Source organism: Pseudomonas muyukensis (genome assembly GCF_019139535.1).
GTDB classification, from domain to species: Bacteria; Pseudomonadota; Gammaproteobacteria; order Pseudomonadales; family Pseudomonadaceae; genus Aquipseudomonas; species Aquipseudomonas muyukensis.
Map to the genome: position 1 here is coordinate 1,848,896 of NZ_CP077073.1, position 14,370 is coordinate 1,863,265.

Annotated in this window: 12 protein-coding genes and 1 tRNA gene; 6 read left to right on the forward strand and 7 right to left on the reverse strand. The window is 63.4% G+C overall.

All coding sequences use genetic code 11. The features are described from left to right. Positions 1-130 precede the first annotated feature (130 nt). A complete protein-coding gene (locus KSS95_RS08340; RefSeq protein WP_217853226.1) occupies positions 131-1,831 on the reverse strand; it encodes a SulP family inorganic anion transporter in 1,701 nt (566 codons plus the stop codon). Positions 1,832-2,015: 184 nt separating this feature from the next. Continuing rightward, on the reverse strand, positions 2,016-2,897 hold the full coding sequence (gene cynR, locus KSS95_RS08345; protein WP_217853228.1) for a transcriptional regulator CynR: 882 nt from the start codon (positions 2,895-2,897) through the stop codon (positions 2,016-2,018). A gap of 112 nt (positions 2,898-3,009) precedes the next feature. Here cynR and KSS95_RS08350 point away from each other — a divergent pair, with 112 nt between their 5' ends. Continuing rightward, complete coding sequence (locus KSS95_RS08350; protein ID WP_217853230.1) at positions 3,010-3,669, forward strand: carbonic anhydrase; 660 nt, start codon at positions 3,010-3,012, stop codon at positions 3,667-3,669. 31 nt (positions 3,670-3,700) lie between these two features. Then, the gene (gene cynS / locus KSS95_RS08355) at positions 3,701-4,171 is read left to right on the forward strand and encodes a cyanase (RefSeq protein WP_217853232.1); all 471 of its coding nucleotides are present in this window, start codon (positions 3,701-3,703) and stop codon (positions 4,169-4,171) included. Between the two features lie 107 nt (positions 4,172-4,278). On the opposite strand, the gene KSS95_RS08360 is transcribed toward cynS, so the two are convergent. The 4 genes from KSS95_RS08360 to KSS95_RS08375 all read right to left on the reverse strand — a co-directional run bounded on the left by KSS95_RS08360 (position 4,279) and on the right by KSS95_RS08375 (position 6,687). Then, a tRNA-Gly gene (locus KSS95_RS08360) sits at positions 4,279-4,352 on the reverse strand. 116 nt (positions 4,353-4,468) lie between these two features. Further along, positions 4,469-5,353: an alpha/beta fold hydrolase gene (locus KSS95_RS08365; RefSeq protein ID WP_217853234.1), complete on the reverse strand. Its 885-nt coding sequence runs from the start codon at positions 5,351-5,353 to the stop codon at positions 4,469-4,471. A gap of 402 nt (positions 5,354-5,755) precedes the next feature. Next, positions 5,756-6,448: a 16S rRNA pseudouridine(516) synthase gene (locus KSS95_RS08370; RefSeq protein ID WP_217853236.1), complete on the reverse strand. Its 693-nt coding sequence runs from the start codon at positions 6,446-6,448 to the stop codon at positions 5,756-5,758. Positions 6,449-6,465: 17 nt separating this feature from the next. Continuing rightward, positions 6,466-6,687, reverse strand: a complete 222-nt coding sequence (locus tag KSS95_RS08375) for a cysteine-rich CWC family protein (protein WP_217853238.1) — start codon at positions 6,685-6,687, stop codon at positions 6,466-6,468. A 200-nt stretch (positions 6,688-6,887) separates the two neighbouring features. Between KSS95_RS08375 and KSS95_RS08380 the strand changes: the two genes are divergently transcribed. Further along, positions 6,888-7,283, forward strand: coding sequence for a hypothetical protein (locus KSS95_RS08380; protein WP_217853240.1), 396 nt, complete (start codon positions 6,888-6,890; stop codon positions 7,281-7,283). A gap of 547 nt (positions 7,284-7,830) precedes the next feature. On the opposite strand, the gene dspII is transcribed toward KSS95_RS08380, so the two are convergent. After that, positions 7,831-8,937 carry an enoyl-CoA hydratase/isomerase DspII gene (gene dspII, locus KSS95_RS08385; RefSeq protein ID WP_217853242.1) on the reverse strand — a complete coding sequence of 369 codons (1,107 nt, stop codon included), beginning with the start codon at positions 8,935-8,937 and terminating at the stop codon, positions 7,831-7,833. Between the two features lie 128 nt (positions 8,938-9,065). Between dspII and ung the strand changes: the two genes are divergently transcribed. The 3 genes from ung to KSS95_RS08400 all read left to right on the forward strand — a co-directional run bounded on the left by ung (position 9,066) and on the right by KSS95_RS08400 (position 14,167). Then, on the forward strand, positions 9,066-9,758 hold the full coding sequence (gene ung / locus KSS95_RS08390) for a uracil-DNA glycosylase (RefSeq protein WP_217853244.1): 693 nt from the start codon (positions 9,066-9,068) through the stop codon (positions 9,756-9,758). Positions 9,759-9,876: 118 nt separating this feature from the next. After that, complete coding sequence (locus KSS95_RS08395; RefSeq protein WP_217853246.1) at positions 9,877-11,859, forward strand: hypothetical protein; 1,983 nt, start codon at positions 9,877-9,879, stop codon at positions 11,857-11,859. 76 nt (positions 11,860-11,935) lie between these two features. Continuing rightward, on the forward strand, positions 11,936-14,167 hold the full coding sequence (locus KSS95_RS08400) for a hypothetical protein (RefSeq protein WP_217853248.1): 2,232 nt from the start codon (positions 11,936-11,938) through the stop codon (positions 14,165-14,167). The last annotated feature ends 203 nt before the right edge of the window (positions 14,168-14,370 follow it).

The following is a 14,370-nucleotide window of genomic DNA, read 5'->3' on the forward strand; positions in this document are numbered from 1 at the left end:
AGGACTGTATACGCCATTGACGTAGCATTTCGTCGGGACGACGCTACGGAGGAAAATGGAGCCTCAGGCTACCTCTCGGGCTTTTGCCGGAGCTGTCATTCGCCTCCACGATGGGCGTAGTCCCTTTCCTTTACTGCTCTTTCAGCGCCTGGCGGCTCCTGTTGCGCCATACCCGATACGCCCGAATGCCCGCGCGTACCGAGCCGAACAGCAGCTTGTCCTCCATCTCCCGGGCCATGCCCGAGCGCACCAGCATGCGCAGGAAGGTGCCGCGGGCACGGGCGATGGCGAAATGGATGCCCTGGGCGGCGAGGGTGTCGCGTACCTCGCGCAGGGCGGCGATGCCACTGACATCGATGCTGGTCACCGCCTCGGCGTCGAACAGCACCACCTGGGTCTGCGCGCTGCCCTGCACGGCGTCGAGCAGGCGCATCTTGAAGTAGTCGGCGTTGAAGAACAGGATCGCGTCGTCGAAGCGGTACACCAGCAGCCCCGGCACGGTGCGCGCGTCCTTGTGCTGGCGCACGTCGACCTGGCCCTCGACGCCCGGCATCCAGCCGAGCACCGCGTCGGTGGGCTGGTAGATGCTGTACAGCAGGCGCAGGATGGCCAGGGTCACGGCGAACACGATGCCCGGCAGCACGCCCAGGCCGAGCACGCCGACGGTAGTCAGCAGGCACAGCCAGAACTCGAAGCGGCTGAGGCTGCGGATGCTCCTGAGCGACTTGACGTCGATCAGCCCCCAGCCGGCCATCAGCAGCACGGCGCCCAGCGCGGCCTGGGGGATCCAGGCCATGGGCGCGGTGAAGAACAGCAGGATCAAGGCGATCACCAGCGCGGCGATGATGCCCACCAGCTGGCTCTTGCCACCGACCATGTCGTTGACCGCGGTGCGCGAGTCGGCGCCGCTGATGGCGAAGCCCTGGGAGATACCGGCGGCCAGGTTGCTCACGCCCAGGGCGACGAACTCATGGTTGGCGTTGATCGCATAGCCATGGCGGGCGGCGAAGCTGCGGGCGGTGAGCATGGCGCTGCAGAAACTGATGGTGGCGATACCCAGGGCGTCGCGCAGCAGGCTCTTGGTTTCCGCCAGGTTGCTTTGCGGCCAGGCCAGCTCGGGGATGCCGGCCGGCACCGGGCCGAGGATCGCCACACCGAAGCGATCCAGGCCGAACAGCCCGGCCAGGGCAGTGAACACCACCACGGTCACCAGTGCCGCCGGCAAGCGCGGGTAGCGCCGTGGCAGCCAGATCAGCAGGCCCAGCCCGGCCAGGCCGATGGCCAGGCTCAGCCAGTGGATCTCGCCCAGGCGCTGGAAGAAGTTGATCAGGCTGAGGATGAAACCATCGCCTTCGATCTTGAACCCCACCACCTTCGACAACTGCCCGGCGATCAGGCTCAGGCCGATGCCATTGAGGTAACCGATCAGGATCGGGCGTGAGAAGAAGCTGGCGATGAACCCGGCCCGCGCCACCCCGGCGCCGATCAGCATCGCCCCCACCAGCACGGTGACGATCACCGACAGCTCGGCGATGCGCTGCGGGTCGCCCAGGGCCAGGGGCGCCACGGCGCCGCCGATCATGGCGCAGGTGGCGGCATCGGGGCCGACCATCAACTGGCGCGAACTGCCGATCAGGGCGTAGACCATCATCGGCAGCACGCAGGCGTACAGGCCGTATTGTGGCGGCAGGCCGACGATCTGCGCATAGGCGATGGCGATGGGGATCTGGATCGCGGCCACCGACAGCCCGGCCTGCAGGTCGGCATGCAACCACTCGCGACGGTAGTGCAACAGGTTGGCAAGGCCCGGTAGCCAGCGGGAAAGAAACATGCGCCGTCCTTTGGAAATGTTTCGGGAAGCTTAGTGTCTGTACGAAATGTATATGCGCCGCCAGCCGCTGCGCGTGCAAGTCGATTCTGGCGCAGGCCATGGAAGATGGCCATGGGCCAGGTCAATGAACCGCGTTCGGCGATGCTGCGCTGTAGACGCCATGCTTTTCCAGCAAGGCGGGCGCCTACGGTTTGCCGGCCAGCTCGTGCGCCACCTCGATGAACGCACGCGCGGCGGCGCTCTGGTAGCCACCCCGGCGTTGCAGCAGCGCGGCGGTGCGTTCAAGAGGCCAGGGCTGCAGGGCCAGGGCGCTGAGGTCATCAGTGTCGGCGGCGATGGCGGCCGGGAGCAGGGTCGACAGCGATGTGCGACGCACCACCTCGAGCACGGCACTGATGGCGTTGGCCTCCATCAGGATGTGCGGGGTGATGGCGTGCTGGCGGCAGTAGCGGTCGATCTGCTCGCGGGTGGCGAATTCGCTGCCGAGCAGAATCAGCGATTGCTCCCCGAGTGCCGGCGCATCGATCGCCGCCTGCCCGGCCAACGGGTGCCCGTCACCGACCACCAACGCCAAGGTCTCCACCAGCAGTGGGCGGGCCTCGATGTCCTGGGCATGTACCGGTTCGAAGGCGATGCCGACGTCCAGTTCATCGGCCAGCAGCAGGGCTTCCATCTGTTCCTGAGGCAGTTCGCGCACGCGCAGGCGGATATTCGGGTAGCGGCAGTGGAAGGCTTCGACCAGCGGCCCGACCAGGTAGGCGGTGAAGGTCGGCGTCACTGCCAGGCGCAACAGGCCTTCGCTCAGGTCGGCCACATCGTGCAGGGCACGCTGCCCCTGTTGCAGCGCCTGCAGCGCGGCGCGGGCGTGGCGCAGGTAGACCTCGCCGGCATCGGTCAGGCGGGTGCTGCGCCCGGAGCGGTCGAACAGCTGCGCGCCGAGGCTGTCTTCCAGCTGCCGAACCTGCTGCGACAACGCCGGTTGCGAGACATGCAGCGCGGCAGCGGCGCGGGTGAAGCTGTGGTGTTCGGCAACGGCCAGGAAGTAATGGACGTGACGGGCGAGCATGGTTTGCCTGCATAAGATAATCCGATGTACCTCATCATAAATGAGACTTTTACCTTATGCGAGCCGCTGTCTAACCTCTGCTCCATCGCCACGCGAGCTAGAGGTTTGCACCATGCAGGACATCATCGACGGCTTTCTGAAGTTCCAGCGCGACGCGTTCCCCGAACGCGCCGGGCTGTTCCGCGACCTGGCCAGCGGGCAACAGCCGCGGGCCCTGTTCATCTCCTGCTCGGACAGCCGGCTAGTGCCGGAACTGGTCACCCAGCGCGAACCGGGCGAGCTGTTCGTCATCCGCAACGCCGGCAACATCGTGCCCTCGTACGGGCCGGAGCCGGGCGGCGTGTCGGCCTCGGTGGAATACGCAGTCGCCGCGCTGCAGGTCAGCGACATCGTCATTTGCGGCCATTCGGACTGCGGCGCCATGAGCGCCATCGCCAACTGCGCTTGCCTCGAGCACATGCCCGCCGTGGCCGGCTGGCTGCGTTACGCCGAGTCGGCCCGGGTGGTCAACGATGCCCGGCGCCATGCCAGCGCGGCGGCCAAGGTCGAATCGATGGTGCGCGAGAACGTGATCGCCCAATTGACCAACCTGCAGACCCACCCCTCGGTACGCCTGGCCCTGGAGCAGGGGCGGCTGGCGCTGCATGGCTGGGTCTACGACATCGCCAGTGGCCGTATCGACACTTTCGATGGCGCCAGCGGGCGCTTTGTGTCCCTGGCGCATCACCCCGAGGTGCGCGCCCTTGCCCCGCAACTGCCACGTGCGGTTTGAAACCGATTCATCCCACCCTAGGAGCAATGCCATGATCCAGTCCCAAGTCAGCCAGAACGCCCGTCTTGCCCTGACCGACGTCATCCTCTTGGCCAAGGCCCGCAAGGACCTGTCGTTCGCCCAGATCAGCGAGGGGACCGGCCTGTCCGAAGCCTTCGTCACCGCCGCGCTGCTCGGCCAGCACGCCCTGCCGCGTGAGGCGGCCCAGGCGGTCGCCGACATGCTGGGCCTCGATGCCGACGCGGTGGCCTTGCTGCAGGCCATCCCGCTGCGCGGCAGCATCGACAACCGGGTGCCCACCGATCCGACCATCTACCGCTTCTACGAGATGCTGCAGGTGTACGGCACCACCCTGAAGGTGCTGGTGCATGAGAAGTTCGGCGACGGCATCATCAGCGCCATCAACTTCAAGCTGGAGGTGAAGAAGGTCGAGGACCCGGAAGGCGGTTCGCGGGCGGTGATCACCCTGGATGGCAAGTACCTGCCGACCAAGCCGTTCTGATCGCACAATGCACAAGGCCCGGCTGGCGTGTCGCCAGTCGGGCCTTGTGCGTGGATTCGGGGTGTTGCCAGAGGCGCGATGGATACAGCGGGTATCCAGGGCGAAAGTGGAGCGGGTAGAGGGAATCGAACCCTCAACTAAAGCTTGGGAAGCTTTCGTTTTGCCACTAAACTATACCCGCTTCGGCGCTCGACTTTTTACCATAACCCCCCTCCAATTAGAAGCCCAAGGTTATAAAAAAGCCTGTCGGCGGCCCGTAGCCTGCGGGTAAGGGAGGGCTACAGGTCGCCGATGCGCTCAGATTGCCAGTGCATGCTGCCCCTGTACCGGTGTGTAGCGTTGGCGGGGTTCGCGCACGACCGGCTTGAGGAAGCCGAGCATGGCGCTGCGGGTGGCCTCGCAGGCGGCCTTGTGCTCCATGTCGAGGAAGTGCCCGGCATCGCGGATCACGCTGAACTGGCTGCGCCCGACATGCTGGCTGAACTGGCGGGCATCCTCGACCGTGGTGTACTCGTCACGCTCGCCGTTGATGAACAGCACCGGGATGTCGATGTTGCGCGCCGCCTTCAATGCCCGCGCCAGGTCGTGGTCGAGCACCTGGTTGATGTGGAAGTGCATCTGCGCGTACTCATGGCTGTCCAGGCTGCTGACATGCCGGTAGTTGAAGCGCTTGAACAGCGATGGCAGGTGCTTGCCGATGGTGTCGTTGACCAGGTTGCCGACTTGGTAGCGATCGCAGGCGGCCAGGTACTGGCAGCCACGCTCCAGGTAGTCGCGCATCGGTTCGTTGATTACCGGCGAGAACGAGCTGACGATGGCCTTCTGCACCAGGCGCGGTTGGTGCGCCAGTGCCAGCAGGGTGCAGGCGCCGCCCCAGGAGAACGACATCACGTGGTCGGCACGGAAGTGCTCGATCAACTCGAGCAGGATGTGCGCCTCGGTCTCCTTGCTGAGCAGGCGCTCCTGGCGGTTGTGCGGCTTGGACTTGCCGGCGTACGGCTGGTCGTACAGCACCACGTTGAACTGCGGGTGCAGGTTGCGCACGGTCTGTGCGAACGACGCCGTGGTGGCCAGCGAGCCATTGATCAGGATGATGGTCTTCTCGGCGCCATGGGCGCGATGCAACTCCGTGTAAACCCGGTACTGCCCTTGGATATCAAGTACAGCGATTTCTGGCCTCATGTCATCGACTCCTGGCGCAAAAAGGGTATTCGCGTCACCTAGGGTGCACGTTCTTTATGACAGGTAGGCATTTGCCTGGAAGAGAAACCGGTGGGCCCTGGTGTCGATCCTTGACGCGTTTGTCGACGGTAATTGTTGTGGCGGGCGATTGCCGTGCCCCAGGGCATCGAGACCCCGGGTGGCCGGCAAGGGCGTCTTGGACTACGGGTGTGACTTGCTGGTCACATGCAGACCGACGAGTTAGCAGTCAAGCAGCGGCGGCGCGATCGCGCAAGTGCCGTTCAGAGGATCTTTTGCCAGGGAGCGCTGAGCGGTCTTGCCTACCCAGGAGCCGGCGTGCCGGTGCCATCCACCGCGGTGCCTGGTTCGCCAGCAAGGCTGGCTCCTACAGGGCGATGTGGATCAAACAGCGGCGATTTCTGCTGCATTCAAGGCCCTGAACTCACCTGGGGCCAAGGTCGGGTCCAGCTCGATCGGCCCCATGCGCTCGCGGTGCAAGCCCACCACCTTGTTCTGGAAATACCCGAACATCCGCTTCACCTGGTGATAACGCCCTTCGACGATCGCCAGCCTGCCCTCGCGCGGGGCGAGGATGTCCAGCTGGGCAGGCTGGGTGGTGAGGTCCTCGAAGGCGAAGTAGAAGCCTTCGCGGAACTTGGCGATGTAATGCGCGCCAATCTCGTCCTCGGTGCGCACTCGATAGACCTTCGGCAACTTCGTGCGGGGCTGGGTCAGGCGTCGTGACCACTGGCCGTCGTTGGTCAGGATCATCAGCCCGGTGGTGTTGTAGTCCAGGCGTCCGGCGATGTGCAGGTCTGCGCGCAGCTCTTCGGGCAGCAGGTCGAGCACCGTGCGGTGTTGCGGATCCTGGGTGGCGCTGACACAACCGGCGGGCTTGTGCAGCATCAGGTAGCGCGCCGGGCGGCCTGCCTGGTGCACCTGTTCGTCCACCTCGACACGGCTGAATTCACGCACCGGGTGCAGCGGGTCGGTCACCACCTCGCCGTCCACGCGCGCACGGCGCTGGATCAGCAGCAGGCGTACTTGCTGGCGGTTGTAGCAGGGCAGGTTGCCGAGGAATCGGTCGAGGCGCATGGTGGCGGGTCTTGGCTCTAGCGGATCGGCGGTGGCGAGTCCGCCTTGAGCTGCGCGTCCACCTGCGCGCAGCGCGGGCACAGGCAGGCTTGGTCGCGCAAATGGGCAGGCAGGGCCTGGATGATTGCCGGGTCGATGCTCACGCTGAAGCACCAGCAACCCTGGGCGGCGCTGCGAGGGTCGGCCAGGCCGCACTGGTTGGGGGCGCCGCAGGCGGGGCAAAGGCGAGGGTCGGGCATGATCGGTTCCGGGTGTCAGGCTGGCCAGTATATCGGAGCGGGAAGCAGGGGCGCGCCTGGGTAGGGCGAGCTGTTTCAATTTGTTGCAGAAAACGCACCGAACCCCGGTGGTGTTGTCTGATCCTGTGTCGATGAACGCATTGCCGTCGACGCCCGCCAGCGCCGCTGTGCTGGGCACCCTCGCGGTCCAGGAGGCCGCCATGTACCGACGAATTCTGCTCATTGTCCTGTTGGGGCTGCTGACATCCGCCTGCGCCCCTTATTACCAGAGCGGTGGCTATTATCGCAGCGACTACTACACCAGCGATCGCTACGTGTACCCCGGTTACTATCGCCAGGACCGCTACTACGTGGCGCCGCAGCCGCGTTACTACTACCAGCCTGCACCGCGTTACTACCGGCCGTACCCTGCGCCCGGCCTGCAGCCGCGCTGGCACGGCAACCCACGGTACGACTACGGCAACCGTCAACGCTATGACTACGGGGGGGATCGCAACCGCAACGATTACCGCCATGACCGGCGTGATGGTCGCGGGGATCGATGGCATTCGAACCGCCAGGGTAACCCGCGAGGCAACCACAACTGGCAGCGTTGAGGGCAGTTGGCGAAGCAGGCGCCGCGATGGATGGCACCGGCTGTGCCGGTGTTCGCCGGCAAGCCGGCTCCTACGGGGTGTGCGACCGGCCTGGCCCGTAGGCGCCAGCCTTGCTGGCGAAGCAGGCGCCGCGGTGGATGGCACCGGCTGCGCCGGTGTTCGCCGGCAAGCCGGCTCCTACGGGGTGTGCGACCGGGCTGGCCCGTAGGCGCCAGCCTTGCTGGCGAAGCAGGCGCCGCGATGGATGGCACCGGCTGCGCCGGTGTTCGCCGGCAAGCCGGCTCCTACGGGGTGTGCGACCGGGCTGGCCCGTAGGAGCCAGCCTTGCTGGCGAAGCAGGCGCCGCGGTGGATGGCACCGGCTGCGCCGGTGTTCGCCGGCAAGCCGGCTCCTACGGGGTGTGCGACCGGCCTGGCCCGTAGGCCAGCCTTGCTGGCGAAGCAGGCGCCGCGATGGATGGCACCGGCTGCGCCGGTGTTCGCCGGCAAGCCGGCTCCTACGGGGTGTGCGACCGGCCGGGTCCCGCAGGAGCCAGCCTTGCTGGCGCTCAGCCCAGCTCCGCCAGTGGATGCCGGCCTTCCCACACATTGGCAAAATGCGCCTCCACCACCGCCGCTGGCACTTGTGCCACATCCGGCCAATGCCAGTGCGGGGTGTCGTCCTTGTCCAGCAAGCGCGCCCGCACGCCCTCGCTGAACTCCGGATAACGGCAGCAGTTCAGGCTCATGCCATATTCCATCTGCAACACCTGCGCCAGCGACAGCTGCCGAGCCCGGCGAATCTGCTCCCACACCAGGTGCGCGGTCAGCGGGCAACCTGCGTGCAAGCGCTGCCCGGCAGCCGCCAATAGCGGGTCGGCATGCCGCGTCAAACCGGCCAGGGCACGCCAGGCCGCCACCGGGTCGGCGACATCGAGCAAGGCATCGATCTGGACGCGGCGGGCCAGCCACTGGCCTTCGGGCAGCTCGGCCCAGGCGCGGTGCTGCTCGGCCTTGAGCAGGCTGTTGAGCTGCAGGGCGGTTTGCTCCTGCCAGTTCAACTGCCGCAGTTCCTCGATCAAGGCGTCCTGCTGGTGTTCGCCAAGAAAACGGTCGGCCAGGCCCAGGTCCAGGGCGTCGCGGGCATTGAGCGGGGCGCCGGTCAGCCCCAGGAACAGGCCAAGCTTGCCGGGCAGGCGGGCGAGGAACCAACCGGCACCGACATCCGGGTACAGGCCGATGCTGATCTCGGGCATGGCCAGGCGGCTGCTGGGCGTGACGATGCGTACCGCGGCGCCCTGCAACAGGCCCATGCCGCCGCCCAGCACATGGCCGTGGCCCCAGCACAGCAACGGCTTGGGGAAGCTATGCAGGCGATGGTCCAGGCGGTACTCGCTGGCGAAAAACGCGGCCGCCAGCGGCGGCACGCTGCCGGGGTGCTCACGGCAGGCCTGCACCAGCGCCCGCACATCGCCCCCGGCGCAAAACGCCCAGGGCCCGTTGCCGCGCAGCAGCACGCAGACGATGCCGGGGTCGTCGGCCCAGGCATGCAATTGCTCGTCGAGCATCTCGATCATCGGCAGGGTCAGGGCGTTGAGCGTCTTCGGCGCATCCAGGGTGGCGATGCCAAGACGGGCGCCGTCGGCCCCCGTGAGTACCTCGCAGTGAATGGACATGGGCTACCTCGCGCAGGTCATCCCACCAGTATGGCTGCCTGGCACGAAGCTGCCGGTCGCCGGTCGGATCGATTGACAAGCCGGCGCGGCTTTCCTAGTGTCGCGCCACTTTGCTATTGGATACCCCCATGACCGACGACGATCGCATCAAACTCGAACCCAGCTGGAAAGCCGCGTTGCGCGCCGAGTTCGACCAGCCCTACATGCACCAGCTGCGTGAGTTCCTGCGGGCCGAGTACGCCGCCGGCAAGGAGATCTACCCGCCCGGGCCGCTGATCTTCAATGCCCTGAACTCCACGCCGCTGGAGAAGGTCAAGGTGGTCATCCTTGGCCAGGACCCGTACCACGGGCCGGGCCAGGCCCACGGCCTATGCTTCTCGGTGCAGCCCGGCATCCCGACGCCGCCCTCGCTGGTGAATATCTACAAGGAGCTGCAGCGCGACCTCAACCTGGCCATCCCCAACCACGGCTACCTGCAAAGCTGGGCCGAGCAGGGCGTGCTGCTGCTCAACACCACGATGACCGTGCAACGCGCCAACGCCGCGTCCCACGCGAAAAAGGGCTGGGAGTTCTTCACCGACCGCATCATCCAGGTGGTCAGCGAGCAGTGCCCGAACGTGGTGTTCCTGCTGTGGGGCGCCCATGCCCAGAGCAAGCAGAAATTGATCGACGGCACCCGCCACCTGGTGCTCAAATCGGTGCATCCGTCGCCGTTGTCGGCGTATCGCGGGTTCTTCGGCTGTGGGCATTTCAGCCGTGCCAATGGCTTCCTCCAGCAGCACGGGATGGCGCCGATCGATTGGTCGCTGCCACCGTTGTAGTACCGCCGCACCTAGTATTTTTGCCAGTTTCGCGGAATTTCCGTCAGCGCTAGATTCAGCCCCATAGAAGCCATACAGCCCTTGCAGTGCAGGGGCTGCAAATTTCAGGGGTTGGAAAATGTCGAGACTGGTGAAGGCTAAAAGCAAGGGCTCCATCCTCTCCCCAGAGCCCAGCGAAATCTTTCTCGTTGCCCCTGTGCCGGTGGGTGTGCTGCCGTCGCTCGATGACGAGGAGGATGCCCTCACACTGCCCCTTGAAAGGCAGAGCATTGCGTTGCCATTTCGGGTAAAGGCTTGGGCTGACTACGAAAGCGACTACCGGCAACTGATTGCGGACGGTTATGAGAGACCTCGGCTGGGGTTCCAGCCGTTCTGGAACGACAAAGCGGTAGGTGAAGTCGTTCATTGGGACATGCAGCCCAGTATTGAAGAAGATGAAAACGGTGAACGGTATTTCCCGGTCGATCTGAGTGTGCCTGCGTCAAAATTTGCCCCGGGCGAGGGCACGTTCAAGTTCGAAGTCTGGGTCGAGGAGATTTTTAACCGAGAACCTTCTCCTGAGACCAGGATCCGGATAGACCAGACGCCCCCCAATTTTGGCCGCCCGTGCCCATTGCGGGAGGACAATAACAGGTTCATCGATCAACGCTATCTAGAACAGAACGGCAATAAAGCGCTGTTCAAGGTTGACCGTTGGCCTGACATTCGATTTGAAGACAAGGTGCAACTGTTTCTTATTGATTCGCGCCTGCCGGACATGGGCCTGCCTTTCAACCCCTCGCTCGAAGTTTTCGTAACAACCGAGAAAGAAAAAACGGACGACCCGTTCGTGGTCAAGGTGCCCGCCGCGCTACTGACCAATGGCAAGTTTCGTGTGATCTGCCGCTTGGTGGATCGCAGTGGCAACGTGGGGCTTCCCTCACCGGCTCTCGATATAGAAGTGCAGTTGTCCGTCCCCGTCGTTCTTCCGCTTCCCCTGGTTCCGCTGGCCAACGATGGCCTGCTGCACCTGGAGGATGCCCGCACGCCTGTGTGGGTTGATATCCCCTGGATCGAAGCGGCACAGCCCAACGATGTGCTGCAGGTGTACTGGAACTCCCGGCCATTGCCGCCCGTCAGGGTGGGCGTCGACCAGCAATGGCCTGTGCGTGTGGAGGTACCTTGGGCGGATATCACGGCCCAGGGTTTCGTCGGACCTGTGCAGGCAAGTGTGTACTACACCAGCAGCCGCCATGGTGGCTCACAGGAAACGACGGGGATCCAGGTCTGGGTCAACTTGCGTGTCGCAGGCCCCGACCCGATAGGCCCAGCGCCTGAGAACCCGCTGCTGGTGCCCGTCGTGGTCAAGGGGCGCACGGGAGACAATCACCTGGGCATTCCGGATATCAATCAGGGCGTGAGGGTGGAAGTGCTGCTCTACGCGCAGCCTGAGCAGGGACAAACGCTGGAATTGCATTGGAATGACTCGGTGTTTCCCGTTTCGACCTATGTGGTACAGGCGGGCGACCAAGGAAACCGGACGATCACTTTTCCGCTCATTCCCTACGATCAGGTCAAGGGCAGCAATGGGCGTATCCCGGTGTACTACTGGACCAGCAATGGCGTTAACCGGCAGCGTTCTCCGGTGACCTTGGTCACGGTAACGTGGGAGGCAACGTATCCGCATCCAGATTATGTCAAGCCCTATATCAATCCTTTTGGGCTCCTCAGTTGCGAATCGCTGTACAAAGCCATCGCCGACCCTATTCCTCAGGCCGCAAATATTCCGTTCGATGTGCCTGCAGCGGCTGGCTTACAAGTAGGGGAGCACGTTCGCTTGCGTTGGCAGCTGTATCGAAAAGAACTCACGAAGTTTATTGCGGTTGGTGAAGAGCAGTTTTCCGAGCGGGTGCCGGTGAGCGCGGCGAATGAAACCCTACGCGTGTTCCTGGGGCCCGTGCTGCAGGCACTTCAAGAGCAGTTTGGGGACTTCGAGAAAAAAGGCCAGGTGGAGGTTTGGTACGACGTGGAAAAGAACGGTGGAGGCGTGGAGTTTTCGCACAGGCTTAGCGTGCGCGTCGACTTTGTATTCGCCAGCATCATGGGTTGCAAGTTTAGTTAGTGTTAATTGATGCATCAGGAGCTTCAGCTGCTTTGAGCCCGTTTGTAGTTGATTGTTCAATTCCCAGGAGAATGCGATGACCAGTTTTGAGAGAAACAGCACGGTGGTGGGAGAAACTTTCGCGCCGGGTGCTAAAAAGCCGGACCCAGCAAAGACCAAAGAGGAGTACCTGGAACTTTCCAGGAAGATGGACAAGGCACTGGCTGCTTACACCCGCTCGAAGGCGGTTGGGCTAATGTCTGGAGGCGGTACAGCAAGTACTTCGTTCACCCTTGATGCCGATAGAGTCCTGCCAGACAACGGTGACGGGCGGGGTATCACCATCAAGCGTGAAGCCTTTGAGGTTACAGATCATCGCAATAACTACGTCACGTTGACGATTGACCCTTGGTCGTCCACGGTGTATCCCCCCAATGACCCTGCTGATTACGATGGTTCATTCGACCTGATCTACCTGTGGCGAATGGATTACCAATATGATCAATTCGGCACGCCGATTCCAACCCCTACAAAGGTTAATTTGGAGGCGCTGGCAAGGTTGCCTTTCGACCCTGCGGGAGGTGGAGGAGGCCCTGTCAATGTGGCAATCGACCCTTCTTTCTGGTCTCAGCTTCCAGAGGGTTTCGTTGATTTATTCATTACGGTGGGCAACGATCAAATTGGTAACGAAGATCCGTCCACCAACACTGTACGTGTCTATGTCGACCAGTTCCCACCCTCCCGCGGCACTCAGCCCAAAGCACTGGAGCGGCCGGGTGATCTTCCCGCAGGCGCGTTGATCGACCGGGACTACCTGCGAAGAAACACGACCATTTCCTTCCCCTTGCCGTGGTACGCGGGTGAATGGCCTGCTGACCAGCTTGTGCTCAACGTCAATGGTGTTGAGCATGCCCCCCTCGACATCTATCCGGTCGGCGACGAACGGGTGCCGACGATCGACCTGAGCAACACCGTGGTCGAAAGTTGGGGAGCGGGCACCAAGCAGGTCAAGTTCAAGCTACGCGATCGTGTGGGGTGGGAGTCGGCGGAGTCTGCCGCCTTTGTGGTGGGGATTCAGCTGGAGGATGTGCCCGCGACCTTGCCAGCCCCGATCCTGCATGCCGCGCGGGTCAATCGCGACGTGGCGAGGGCAGGGCTGACCATCCAAATTCCGGACATCGTCTCGGCGCAGCCCAATGATCGTCTCGTCGTGATCCTGCAAACGCCTTCTGGCCCGCAACGGCTGTCGCCCATCACCTATGGCACGGCGCCTCGGACGGTGGTCGCGACGTGGGACAACCTGGCCCAGCCAGATGGGCAGGCCAGCTATACCTTGACGGCGACCTATGAATGGTCCCGGGATGACGTGACCGTGCCACCATCGCCCCCTGCCAGCGTGGCGGTGGAACTGCGGACCGAGGAGCCGATTCCGGATCCGGACGATGGCAGCCCGAACCCCCTGCTGGGCACGCTCGTGGTGCGGGGCGGTGGTGCCGACCCAGAGGAGGGCAGGATTCGAATACAAGATTTCAATCTGCCAGGGATCATTGCCTTTACCCACTTCGCGGGTGCGGTGGCGGGTAGCAGGATCCAATTCTTCTATCGATCCGGAGAGACTACCGAGGAAATCATCATGGTGCCTCCGATCGAGATTCCGAATCCACCCACTGATGGGGCGGTAGTCAATCTCGTGTTGCCCTGGGAAACGATCGCGCGCCACGGGAATGGATTGAAGCATGTCTTCTTCAAGGTCTATCCGCCCGCTGGCTCCGAGTTCGAAGACAACCCCATGCTTTCCCTGGAAACGCCAGTCACCGTCGCTGCAATCACCACGCTGACGTCCTTCGTGCGTTACAGGTACGCCGACATCCCAGACCCGGTCGATCCAGGCACCGGCCATGGTAGATTGGAAAACCGGCCAGCAGATTCGCCCACCAACACCACCAACATCCTCAACTGCAACGCCAAACCCTGGCTTGGCATTGAACTGATAATCAACGAGCCGACACTGAACATTGACGCGCTTGTCACCGTCCAGTTGCGGTACTCCGCCAGTGCCAGGGGCAGGGCTCCGTACCAGGCGCCTGCCGAAGTCAGCGGCCGTGTCACAAGCTTGGGCACGATCACGCTGGTGGTGCCTTTCAGTGATATTCACTTCCCTGCAGGCAGCCCTGTGCCTCGTGGGCCGCTGGCAGGTTCGTTCCTCAGTAGCTTCACGGTCGAGCGTGAGGACGGTGTGGTCGACATGTCGAACGAGGTCATGGTGCGTTACACGGTCAATGGCAGTAATCAAGGCTACTGCGCTCTGTGGGGCGGCCCTCGGAGGTGATGAGACAAGGCAACCAGGGCGGACGCTGACCGCCCTGGTTGTTGAAAAGTCCATATTGCGTTGTTGAATTTTCCTACATTGCAAAAATTTTCTTTCCACTAGCCTTCTCTACCCTGCAGTGAGGCTGGCGGGCAGTACCCAGCTTTCTGCGCATCCATTGCGATTGAAGCGAGAGGCCCAGAATGCCTATTATCAGTACCTGT

What these genes read in the sequence shown, in the direction of transcription:
- KSS95_RS08340 (WP_217853226.1), bottom strand. Translation starts at nt 1,831, where the DNA reads ATGTTTCTTTCCCGCTGGCTACCGGGCCTTGCCAACCTGTTGCACTAC.
- cynR (WP_217853228.1), bottom strand. Translation starts at nt 2,897, where the DNA reads ATGCTCGCCCGTCACGTCCATTACTTCCTGGCCGTTGCCGAACACCAC.
- KSS95_RS08350 (WP_217853230.1), top strand. Translation starts at nt 3,010, where the DNA reads ATGCAGGACATCATCGACGGCTTTCTGAAGTTCCAGCGCGACGCGTTC.
- cynS (WP_217853232.1), top strand. Translation starts at nt 3,701, where the DNA reads ATGATCCAGTCCCAAGTCAGCCAGAACGCCCGTCTTGCCCTGACCGAC.
- KSS95_RS08365 (WP_217853234.1), bottom strand. Translation starts at nt 5,353, where the DNA reads ATGAGGCCAGAAATCGCTGTACTTGATATCCAAGGGCAGTACCGGGTT.
- KSS95_RS08370 (WP_217853236.1), bottom strand. Translation starts at nt 6,448, where the DNA reads ATGCGCCTCGACCGATTCCTCGGCAACCTGCCCTGCTACAACCGCCAG.
- KSS95_RS08375 (WP_217853238.1), bottom strand. Translation starts at nt 6,687, where the DNA reads ATGCCCGACCCTCGCCTTTGCCCCGCCTGCGGCGCCCCCAACCAGTGC.
- KSS95_RS08380 (WP_217853240.1), top strand. Translation starts at nt 6,888, where the DNA reads ATGTACCGACGAATTCTGCTCATTGTCCTGTTGGGGCTGCTGACATCC.
- dspII (WP_217853242.1), bottom strand. Translation starts at nt 8,937, where the DNA reads ATGTCCATTCACTGCGAGGTACTCACGGGGGCCGACGGCGCCCGTCTT.
- ung (WP_217853244.1), top strand. Translation starts at nt 9,066, where the DNA reads ATGACCGACGACGATCGCATCAAACTCGAACCCAGCTGGAAAGCCGCG.
- KSS95_RS08395 (WP_217853246.1), top strand. Translation starts at nt 9,877, where the DNA reads ATGTCGAGACTGGTGAAGGCTAAAAGCAAGGGCTCCATCCTCTCCCCA.
- KSS95_RS08400 (WP_217853248.1), top strand. Translation starts at nt 11,936, where the DNA reads ATGACCAGTTTTGAGAGAAACAGCACGGTGGTGGGAGAAACTTTCGCG.